This window comes from Alcanivorax sp. DSM 26293, assembly GCF_900107995.1.
GTDB lineage: Bacteria > Pseudomonadota > Gammaproteobacteria > Pseudomonadales > Alcanivoracaceae > Alcanivorax.
The window spans coordinates 188,005-197,684 of sequence record NZ_FNUM01000001.1 but is presented as its reverse complement, the minus strand read 5'-3'; the positions used below and the strand labels follow the sequence as shown (position 1 = coordinate 197,684).

Annotated in this window: 9 protein-coding genes; all 9 read left to right on the top strand. The window is 48.9% G+C overall.

From position 1 onward, the window contains the following. Window positions 1-141: 141 nt before the first annotated feature. The 9 genes from C4S63_RS00835 to wecB all read left to right on the top strand — a co-directional run bounded on the left by C4S63_RS00835 (window position 142) and on the right by wecB (window position 9,660). On the top strand, window positions 142-480 hold the full coding sequence (locus C4S63_RS00835) for a four helix bundle protein (RefSeq protein ID WP_103916407.1): 339 nt from the start codon (window positions 142-144) through the stop codon (window positions 478-480). A 95-nt stretch (window positions 481-575) separates the two neighbouring features. Further along, the gene (gene cysC, locus C4S63_RS00830) at window positions 576-1,187 is read left to right on the top strand and encodes an adenylyl-sulfate kinase (protein ID WP_103916406.1); all 612 of its coding nucleotides are present in this window, start codon (window positions 576-578) and stop codon (window positions 1,185-1,187) included. 178 nt (window positions 1,188-1,365) lie between these two features. Further along, on the top strand, window positions 1,366-2,799 hold the full coding sequence (locus tag C4S63_RS00825; RefSeq protein WP_103916405.1) for an MBL fold metallo-hydrolase RNA specificity domain-containing protein: 1,434 nt from the start codon (window positions 1,366-1,368) through the stop codon (window positions 2,797-2,799). Window positions 2,800-3,223: 424 nt separating this feature from the next. Continuing rightward, window positions 3,224-4,237 carry a UDP-glucose 4-epimerase GalE gene (gene galE, locus C4S63_RS00820; protein ID WP_103916404.1) on the top strand — a complete coding sequence of 338 codons (1,014 nt, stop codon included), beginning with the start codon at window positions 3,224-3,226 and terminating at the stop codon, window positions 4,235-4,237. Between the two features lie 215 nt (window positions 4,238-4,452). Next, the gene (locus tag C4S63_RS00815) at window positions 4,453-5,745 is read left to right on the top strand and encodes an oligosaccharide flippase family protein (protein WP_103916403.1); all 1,293 of its coding nucleotides are present in this window, start codon (window positions 4,453-4,455) and stop codon (window positions 5,743-5,745) included. Further along, window positions 5,738-6,631 carry a glycosyltransferase gene (locus C4S63_RS00810; protein ID WP_103916402.1) on the top strand — a complete coding sequence of 298 codons (894 nt, stop codon included), beginning with the start codon at window positions 5,738-5,740 and terminating at the stop codon, window positions 6,629-6,631. Before C4S63_RS00815 ends, C4S63_RS00810 begins: the two co-directional genes overlap by 8 nt. Before the next feature lie 24 nt (window positions 6,632-6,655). Next, window positions 6,656-7,540 (top strand): SDR family oxidoreductase, encoded by an 885-nt coding sequence (locus C4S63_RS00805; RefSeq protein ID WP_103916401.1) that lies wholly within the window; start codon window positions 6,656-6,658, stop codon window positions 7,538-7,540. Next, window positions 7,533-8,543, top strand: a complete 1,011-nt coding sequence (locus tag C4S63_RS00800; protein WP_103916400.1) for a polysaccharide biosynthesis protein — start codon at window positions 7,533-7,535, stop codon at window positions 8,541-8,543. The genes C4S63_RS00805 and C4S63_RS00800 overlap by 8 nt, the downstream gene beginning before the upstream one ends. Then, a complete protein-coding gene (gene wecB, locus C4S63_RS00795; protein WP_103916399.1) occupies window positions 8,536-9,660 on the top strand; it encodes a non-hydrolyzing UDP-N-acetylglucosamine 2-epimerase in 1,125 nt (374 codons plus the stop codon). The genes C4S63_RS00800 and wecB overlap by 8 nt, the downstream gene beginning before the upstream one ends. The last annotated feature ends 20 nt before the right edge of the window (window positions 9,661-9,680 follow it).

The following is a 9,680-nucleotide window of genomic DNA, read 5'->3' as shown; positions in this document are numbered from 1 at the left end:
AGCTACAAGCTACAAGCTACAAGCTACAAGCTACAAGCTACAAGCTACAAGCTACAAGCTACAAGCTACAAGCTACAAGCTACAAAATTCGATTGGGGTAATCTGGAAAGTTCCCAGGGACGGGAGTTTTAAGGAGCAAGGATGCGGTTTGAAAAGTTGGAGGTATGGCAGCGTTCGGTGGAGCTGAGCGTTGAGGTTTATGAACACTTTGCGGGTCACCGTGATTTTGGGTTCCGAGATCAGATAACAAGATCGTCGCTATCGTTGCCTTCCAACATTGCTGAGGGTTATGAGCGGCACTCTGATCGAGAGAAAGCCCTGTTTCTGAATTACGCAAAGGGTTCCGCTGGCGAATTACGGACACAAGTACATATTGGCAGTCGAATCGGGTACATCCCTGAAGATGTCGGTAGTCGATGGATTGATGAAGTAGAGCAACTGTCGAGAATGTTGTTCGCGATTATCCGAACGATGCAATGATTGAATAGTGGTGCCGGGCTTGCAGTCCGGTATGTTTTTCCTTGCAGCTTGTAGCTTGAGGCTTGTGGCTGCCCTTTGAACAGAGCGAGGTAATTATGTCTTCCCCGTACCAAGAGAAAGCGAACGAATCCAAAGCCCATGTCGTCTGGCATGAGTCGAATGTGTCCAAGGCAGACCGCGCCAAGGTTAAAGGGCAGAAACCGAAGTGTATCTGGCTGACTGGTCTGTCTGGTTCCGGTAAGTCTACGCTGGCCAATGCGCTGGAAGTGGCGCTGACCGAGCAGGGTAAGCATACCTATCTGCTGGATGGCGATAACGTGCGTCATGGCCTGAACAAGAACCTGGGCATGAGCGATGAAGATCGTACCGAGAATATCCGTCGTGTGTCCGAAGTGGCCAAGCTGATGGTGGATGCGGGTCTGATCGTGGTGACGGCGTTTATCAGCCCGTTCCGCGCCGACCGGGATTCTGCCCGTGAGCTGTTCGAAGACGGTGAGTTTGTCGAGGTGTTCGTGGACGCGCCGCTGGAAGAGTGCGAGAAGCGTGATCCCAAAGGCCTGTACCAGAAGGCGCGCCAGGGCATCATCAAGGAATTCACCGGTATCGACAGCCCCTACGAGGCGCCCGAGAAGCCGGAAGTGGTGATCAACACCGCCGAAAACGATATCGAAGCCTGTGTGAAGCAACTGATCGCAGCGATTGTTTAACACCCTGTTGAGGGTGGTTTCTGCTGGGTCTGTTTATCGCGGTCGAACGACCGCTCCCACAGGGGAAGGAATAGCCACCGTGGGAGCGGTCGTTCGACCGCGAAAATCTCTCAGACCCTTAAGGCGCCTGAAATCCTGCATGGCGCTGTGAATTTTCTCCGGTTTTGGAACACAAGACATGGATAGTCTCCGGAGCCAGGATGGCTCTTTCCCCCACATCCTTCACCACGGTGCTGTCAGCGGCGTCACCGGTTCTGCCCATGAGTGGGTGGTGAGCGACAGCGCGTCGGTGCTGATTGATTGCGGCTTGTTTCAGGGCCGGGATACCGGGCCTGCTGGCGCGAGTTCTGGGGATCTGGCCATCGATTTCGATATCTCCCGGCTCCAGGCGCTGGTGCTGACTCATGTGCATATCGACCATGTGGGCCGGGTGCCCTGGCTGCTGGCCGCCGGGTTCCAGGGGCCGATTTATTGCAGCCTGCCTTCGGCAAAGCTGCTGCTCATTGTGCTTGAAGATGCGTTTCGGCTGGGTATCAGCCGTCAGCCGGATCAGGTGGAACGCTTTCTGACAGTGATGGAGCAGCGGCTGGTGCCGCTTCCCTACGACCATTGGCATGCCATCGAGTGTGCGGATGGCAGCGAGGCGGAGATCTGTCTGCAGCGTGCAGGTCATATTCTTGGCTCTGCCTATGTGTCCTGCCGTTACCGGCGCGATCATGTCACGGTGTTCTCCGGTGATCTGGGGGCCTCCCATGCACCGATTCTGCCACCGCCGGCGTCTCCCGAGGGAGCGGATGTGCTGGTGATTGAAAGCACCTATGGGGACCGCCGGCATGAGGGCAGGGCAACCCGGCGTCAGCGTTTGGAAGCCATGCTGGTGCGGGCCCTGGCGGACAAGGGAACCTTGCTGATCCCGGCGTTCAGTATCGGGCGCACCCAGGAGCTGCTGTACGAGCTCGAGGAGATCATCCACGGGAACCGGCAGCGCGCCATGCATCCCTTCCTGGATTGGGATGAATTGCCCATTGTGCTGGATTCGCCCCTTGCCAGCCGTTTCACCCAGGTTTATCGAGAGCTGTCGCCTTACTGGGAAGATGAAGCCCGTGAGCGGTTGGCTGAGGGGCGTCGCCCGTTGGCGTTTGATCAGCTGTTGACGGTAGACGACCATGAGGCCCATATGCGCATGGTGCGCCATCTGGCGGAGAGTGCCCGGCCAGCCGTGGTAATCGCAGCCAGCGGCATGTGCGCCGGTGGTCGTATCGTCAATTACCTGAAGGCGATGCTGGGTGACGAGCGCCACAATGTGCTGTTTGTGGGCTACCAGGCCGCGGGAACCCCCGGGCGCGAGATTCAGCGGGTCGGGCGGGGCGGTCGGGTGCGCCTGGAAGGTGAGGACGTTGCCATTCGGGCAGAGGTGGGCAGCATCAGCGGTTATTCTGCTCATGCGGATCAGCAGGACCTGCTGCGGTTTGTGGGTGGACTGGCGCAAGGCCCGGCAGAGGTGCGTGTGGTCCACGGCGATGCGGACGCCAAACGTGCTCTGATACATAAGCTTAAGGCGTATTTTCGTGGTGAGGGCCGCACGGTGAAGGTGTGGAGCCCGTCAGAGTAGCCCTCGGGCGCCCCTACTGGGGAAGGCGTGTTTGGGTTGGTCCGGGGCCGGGCACTCTGCGCTGGTGAGCATGGGCTAAACGGTAATCGGGCCATCGGGGGCTTGCCCTTGGTGCAATGCGAACATCTTTGTACCCAAACGGATCGACCAGGTGCCGGGCGTGCTCCCGGCTATTGGATTGGATTAGGAGGTAGAGCTGTGTTCTAAGGGCTGAAGCTTATGGCGGAAACTGGCGTGATAAAATGGCATAGTACGCGAATCTATTGTGGTTGTTATCTGCGGTGACGGTAAAGCCGGAGGATTGAGCTCCTCAACTGGTCAAACAGCTAACCTGTGAGGTTGAGCGATGCCAGCGTGGCATCCAGGAAACCACCTTTTCAGTAAGACAAGTCTGAGGCGCTAAGCTTAGGGCTCGGAGGCAAAAATGAAGAGCATTCTGGTAACGGGCGGAGCGGGCTACATCGGCTCTCATACTGTCTTGCTATTGCTTGAAGCCGGACATCAAGTGGTGGTGCTGGATAATCTGAGTAACAGCAGCCGTGAGAGCCTGAATCGTGTTGAGCGGCTTACAGGCAAGACAGTGATGTTTGTGGAAGGAGATATTCGCAATACGGATTGTCTGGATGCTCTGTTCGCTGAGCATGATATTGCGGGAGTGATCCACTTTGCGGGTCTCAAAGCTGTGGGGGAATCGGTTGCTAAGCCACTCATTTATTACGATTGCAATGTAACCGGAAGCCTCCGGTTGCTGGAGGCGATGGAGCGTGCGGGCGTACGCACGATCGTGTTCAGTTCTTCGGCGACGGTCTATGGTGACCCTGTGACGGTACCGATACGGGAAGATTTTCCCCTCAGTAGCACCAACCCTTACGGTGCTAGCAAACTCCATATTGAAGATATGCTACGTGATCTTTACATCAGTGATAATCGGTGGCAAATAGCTCTATTGCGCTATTTTAACCCGGTAGGAGCCCATGAAAGCGGTGAGATCGGCGAGGACCCGAATGGCATTCCAAACAACCTTTTGCCGTTCATTGCGCAGGTCGCTATCGGCAAAAGGGAAAAGCTGAATGTGTTCGGTGGAGATTATCCGACACCGGACGGCACTGGGATTCGAGATTATATCCATGTGATGGACTTGGCGCAGGGGCACCTGGCTGCGTTGCAGGCATTCGAGAAAACACGCGGACTGATGACAGTCAATCTGGGAACTGGGCGAGGTTATAGTGTGCTTGAGATGATCAAGGCCTTTTCAGCGTCGTCAGGTCGAGACGTACCCTACGATATCGTGGCCAGACGCCCTGGCGATGTGGCGGTCTGTTACGCAGACCCAAGCCAGGCAAGCGGTGTGCTTGGCTGGAGCGCCAGCCGGGGCATTGAGGCTATGTGCCGGGATCATTGGCGTTGGCAGGAAAAAAACCCGAATGGTTATCGTTAAAAACCTCGGGTTCTCTTTGCTCGTGGCGCTAAACTGAAAGTTTTTCTGTGCCAATTGATAGCTGGGCGCTTTTGGGCTGGCTGCAAGGGCTTACCTTCTTGGGTTGGCTAATGCCGGCTTGGGAATTACCTAGTTGTTACCCACGTGTATAATTCGCTGCTTTGCACGAAAATGTACTTCCTGAAATACACATCCATTTCTGGTGCCTGCCGATAATGAATAACCGTGATTTAAAAAATGTTGTTATTAATGGTATGGGGCTGGGTGGACCATTAATTTTTGCAGTTCTGTGTATCCCTCTATTGATAGAAAATCTTGGGGTAGAGCGATTTGGTATTTTAACATTGATGTGGGCTGTTGTTAGCTACTTTGGACTTTTTGATCTTGGCATCTCTCGCGCGTTAACGATCCAGGTGGCTATGGATATGTCCAACGGTGACCATTCGGAAGCCTGTTATACTTCCCGGTCAGGCCTGAGGCTATTATCATTAATATCCATCGCGGCGGTATCACTTTTTCTTTTGGCCGGTTTGTTGGGCGCCAGATTCATCGATACTGATATCAGTCAACAAGAACTTGGCATTGCTACTCTCTTGTTGGCAATAGCCGTGCCGGCAATTGTTATGACGTCAGGCTATCGAGGTGTGCTGGAGGCCCAGCGTCGCTTTACTGCTGTTAATGCAGTGCGTTTGCCTCTTGGTATTTATACCTTTGCTGGCCCCGCACTCATCAGTTTTTTTTCACAAAGCCTTGTTGCTGTAGCGCTTATATTAATGATAGGTCGTTGGGTGGCATGGTTTTCAAGTATGCTCCTGGTAAAAAACTTTTTTCGTCATGGTTATTTGATCGGTGTGCATGATAGAGGTCGCTATAAAAAAATATTTCGCGTTTCCGGCTGGATTGCTGTCAGTAACATATTGAATCCGCTAATCGGGTACTGTGATCGATTTGTTATCGCTGTAGTCATTCAGGTTTCTGTGGTCGCATACTACGTGACTCCCTACGAAATGATAACCAAACTTTGGGTTATTCCTGCTGCCATTACAGCAGTGGTGCTTCCTGAATTTTCAAAAAAGTTTTTAAGCAAAAAAGAAAGGGATATATTCAAAAAAGGGATATTTCTTACTCTTGCGCTGGTTCTTCCGATCTGCGTGGTTACTTTTTTCTTTTCCAATGAAATACTGTCTATTTGGATCGATCCGGCTTTTTCTGAAAAGGCTGGATATTTCATGAAGGTTTTTTCAGCGGGTATCGCAATCAATAGCCTTGCCCATGTCCCTTTTGTCTATTTGCAGGCCGCGGGGCACGCGCGCTTTCTTGCCAGGTTCCAGTTTTTCCAGCTCCCCGCTTACTTAGCTGCTTTGGTGATGGCCGGTGTGAACTGGGGGGCTGAAGGTGTGGTATGGTGCTGGTTTGTGCGGATTGTCATAGACTCGCTCACTGTTCTATTCGTGGCACTGAGAAACATTGGTAGCCATGTAGAAGAAAATTTGGTGGAAAATGAATAAAGAGTTTCCAAAAGTAACGATAGTTACTCCCGTCTATAACCAGGCCGACTATGTCGAGGAAACGATCAATAGTGTTCTTGCGCAAGATTACCCTGATGTGGAATACATTATTATTAATGATGGCTCCACTGATGGGTCAGCAGAGAAAATTGATCAATACAAGAGTGTGGCCACGGTCATACACCAGGATAATCAAGGCCAGGCTGCAGCGCTCAATTTGGGCTGGGAAAAAGCTAGTGGAACAATTATTGGCTATCTTAGCTCGGATGACATTATTGCTCCGAATCTTGTGTCAAGACTCGTTAATGAGTTATTAAATAGCGACTCGGTAGTTGTGTACCCGTCTTTCAATTTGATTAGCTCTGCAGGTAACCTCATCCGGGAAAAGCAGGCGCCAGAGTGGTCATATCATAGTATGGCAGTTGATCTTGTTTGCCACCCTGGCCCCGGAGCCCTGTTTTATAAAAAGCTGTTTGATCAGCTTGGTGGCTGGAAACCTGAACTTCGACAGGTGCCGGATTTTGAGTTTTGGTTAAGATGTATTGATATAGGGACGTTTAGACGTGTAGATGAACCCTTGGCCTCTTGTCGAATTCACGAAGAGTCTGCCTCATTTCGCCCTGTGAGTGTTAAGCGATGCAATGAAATCGTTGATACAGTGATGTCGTTCTATTCGAATAAACCCAGCGCTGGTCATACTTTTCTTGCGAAAGCAAATGCATCGCTTATGGCTTCCAGGTTAGGTTTTAGATCTGGTCACTTTAGTTATGGGATGAATATGGCTATCAAGGCAATTAGATATCGTCCGTTATTTGTTATTTCGCCTTTGTTTTATAGAAGAATTATGGGTGGGTTGTGGGTTGTTTTTTTACTAAAAGCTAAATAGTTCAATATTTTAGAGAGGTTGGTGATGCGTGTTTTGGTGTTGGGTGCAACCGGAATGCTGGGTTATGCGGTTTATAGAGCCTTCTCTGGTGATAAAAAATTTCAGGTCTTCGGCACGCTAAGGGCTGAATCAGGGAAACGGTATTTCGATATCTCTCAATCCCCCATGCTATTTTCTGGTGTTGATGTTTCTGACCCTGACTCTATCGTTCGTGTTTTTTCGAAGGTTAAGCCTGATCTTATAGTTAATTGTGTTGGTGTAATAAAACAGCAGGAAGATGCAGATAACCCCTTGCATGTGTTACCCGTTAACTCAATGTTGCCCCATCGGCTAGCTGAACTTTCAGCCTTGGTAAATGCCAGGCTGGTCCACATTAGTACTGATTGTGTCTTTTCTGGGGATAAGGGAGGGTACACTGAGGTAGATGAGTCTGATGCAAAAGATCTTTATGGAAAATCGAAATTTATCGGTGAAGTAAAGGCTATGCCTCACGTTGTTACCTTGAGGACATCAATCATCGGCCATGAATTGCAATCCAGTAATGGATTGATCGAATGGTTTTTGAGTCAGAATAAGACAATCAAGGGGTTTAGAAAGGCGATATTCTCTGGAGTTCCGGTTAACCACCTTGCCTGGATTATAAAAGAATATTTAGTGCCTGAAGCTTCGTTATCTGGCCTGTACCAAGTTTCTGCTGATCCCATTTCCAAGTACGAACTGTTGAAGCTCGTTGCCAGAGAATATGGAAAGGTTATCACTATTGAGCCTTACGATGATTTCGTTATTGATCGCTCTTTGGATTCCTCACTTTTCAGAAATGCAACAGGTTATACTTCACCTGAATGGCCTGTTTTAATTGAAGATATGCATAAATACTATAACTCCATCAAGGGAGTCAGAAATGTTTGATGATAAGGTCCTTCTTATTACCGGCGGCACAGGCTCATTTGGAAATACTGTCCTCTCACGATTTCTTGGTACGAACGTTAAAGAGATAAGAGTTTTTAGTCGTGATGAAAAAAAACAAGAAGATATGAGGGTTAGTATCAATAATGATAAAGTCAAATTCATGCTGGGTGATGTGAGGGACTATAGCAGTGTTTCACAAGCAATGGTTGGTGTAGATTATGTGTTTCATGCTGCGGCTTTGAAGCAGGTCCCTTCATGCGAGTTTTATCCAATGGAAGCGGTTAAAACTAATGTGCAGGGTACGGAGAATGTGCTTAATGCTGCAATAGCCAATAACGTTGAACGAGTTGTTGTTTTGAGTACCGACAAAGCGGTCTACCCCATTAATGCAATGGGTATGTCCAAGGCGATGGCGGAAAAACTGGTGGCAGCTAAATCCCGTGTTGTGGGGCCTTCAGGCCCCATTTTTTGCGCAACAAGGTATGGCAATGTGATGGCGTCGCGGGGCTCAGTAATTCCCCTGTTCATTAATCAGATAAAATCGGGCCAGCCGCTTACAGTTACAGATCCCAAGATGACTCGTTTCTTGATGTCATTGGAAGACTCGCTGGATTTGGTCCTTTACAGCTACCAGCATGGCCAGGCTGGAGATATTTTTGTTCAAAAGGCACCGGCCGCGACACTTGAGAATTTAGCTCAGGCTCTTAACGAAATTTTCAATAGCTCATCTCCAGTTAGGGTTATAGGAACTCGGCATGGGGAGAAGCTTTACGAATCGCTGGTTTCTCGGGAAGAAATGGCAAGAGCAGAAGATTTCGGTCGTTATTATCGAATTCCTGCAGATGGCAGAGATCTTAATTATAAAAAATATTTTGTTGAAGGTGAGCAAAAGATATCTGAGCTTGAAGATTACACTTCGCACAACACTGCACGGCTAAATGTTGATGAGGTAAAAAAATTGCTTATGAAGCTCGATTTTGTAAGGAGCGCTATTGATGCTTAAGGTAATGACCATTGTCGGGACGAGGCCCGAACTCATAAAAATGAGTCGTGTTATTGCTGAGCTCGATAAGCATACGGACCATTTTTTGGTCCACTCTGGACAGAATTATGACTATGAGCTTAATGAAGTATTTTTCAATGATCTTGAAATACGAAAGCCAGATTTGTTTTTAGGCGTCAAAGCTGAAACGCCTTCCAAATCTATTGCAGGGATAATTTCGGCTGCTGATGATGTCATTCGTGATGTAAAGCCTGATGCATTGTTGCTTTATGGTGATACAAATACTTGTATGGCAGTTATAGCAGCGAAGAGGCACCAGGTCCCTGTTTTTCATATGGAAGCAGGTAATCGTTGCTTCGATGAGCGAGTGCCGGAAGAATTAAATAGAAAAGTTCTGGACCATTTGAGTGATATTAATCTTGTCTTGACCGAGCATGCAAGGCGCTACTTGCTGAATGAAGGTCTTGCTCCAGAGACCGTTATAAAAACGGGATCTCACATGCATGAAGTTCTGAACTATTACTCTGATAAAATTAATTCCTCAGGAATTATTAAGGATTTACAACTTGATCCCCGCAAGTTTTTTGTTTTCAGTGCTCACAGAGAAGAAAATGTCGATTCAGAATCTAATTTGAATGACTTGCTTAATTCTTTAAATGCCCTTGCAGAACGATATGGCTTTCCCGTTATCGTATCGACTCATCCAAGAACGAGAAAAAGAATTGATGCTCTGCCCAAGAGAGAGATGAATCCGCTTATCCGTTTCATGAAGCCTTTGGGGTTTCTGGATTATATTAAATTGCAAAAAGAAGCTTATTGCGTACTTTCAGATAGCGGAACAATTACAGAAGAATCTTCGCTGCTGAACTTTCCTGCTGTGACAATACGGAATGCCCATGAGCGGCCAGAAGGCATGGACGAGGGTACGCTGGTGATGTCAGGTTTGGAATCAGAAGCTATTCTTGATTGTGTTTCTGTCGTTGCGAGCCAATTTTTTGAAGCGCCTGATGCTATGCGCCCTGTCCAGGATTATTTGGCTCCTTCTGTATCCAGAAAAATCCTGAGGATTGTTTTAAGTTACACTGGTTATGTTAATCGCACTGTTTGGAAGAAATAGTCATTGAGTGGTCGTGGTCG

Bases quoted from the DNA above. Each gene is read 5' to 3' on its own strand.
- C4S63_RS00805 (WP_103916401.1), top strand. From the start codon at position 6,656: ATGCGTGTTTTGGTGTTGGGTGCAACCGGAATGCTGGGTTATGCGGTT.
- wecB (WP_103916399.1), top strand. From the start codon at position 8,536: ATGCTTAAGGTAATGACCATTGTCGGGACGAGGCCCGAACTCATAAAA.
- cysC (WP_103916406.1), top strand. From the start codon at position 576: ATGTCTTCCCCGTACCAAGAGAAAGCGAACGAATCCAAAGCCCATGTC.
- C4S63_RS00835 (WP_103916407.1), top strand. From the start codon at position 142: ATGCGGTTTGAAAAGTTGGAGGTATGGCAGCGTTCGGTGGAGCTGAGC.
- C4S63_RS00815 (WP_103916403.1), top strand. From the start codon at position 4,453: ATGAATAACCGTGATTTAAAAAATGTTGTTATTAATGGTATGGGGCTG.
- galE (WP_103916404.1), top strand. From the start codon at position 3,224: ATGAAGAGCATTCTGGTAACGGGCGGAGCGGGCTACATCGGCTCTCAT.
- C4S63_RS00800 (WP_103916400.1), top strand. From the start codon at position 7,533: ATGTTTGATGATAAGGTCCTTCTTATTACCGGCGGCACAGGCTCATTT.
- C4S63_RS00810 (WP_103916402.1), top strand. From the start codon at position 5,738: ATGAATAAAGAGTTTCCAAAAGTAACGATAGTTACTCCCGTCTATAAC.
- C4S63_RS00825 (WP_103916405.1), top strand. From the start codon at position 1,366: ATGGATAGTCTCCGGAGCCAGGATGGCTCTTTCCCCCACATCCTTCAC.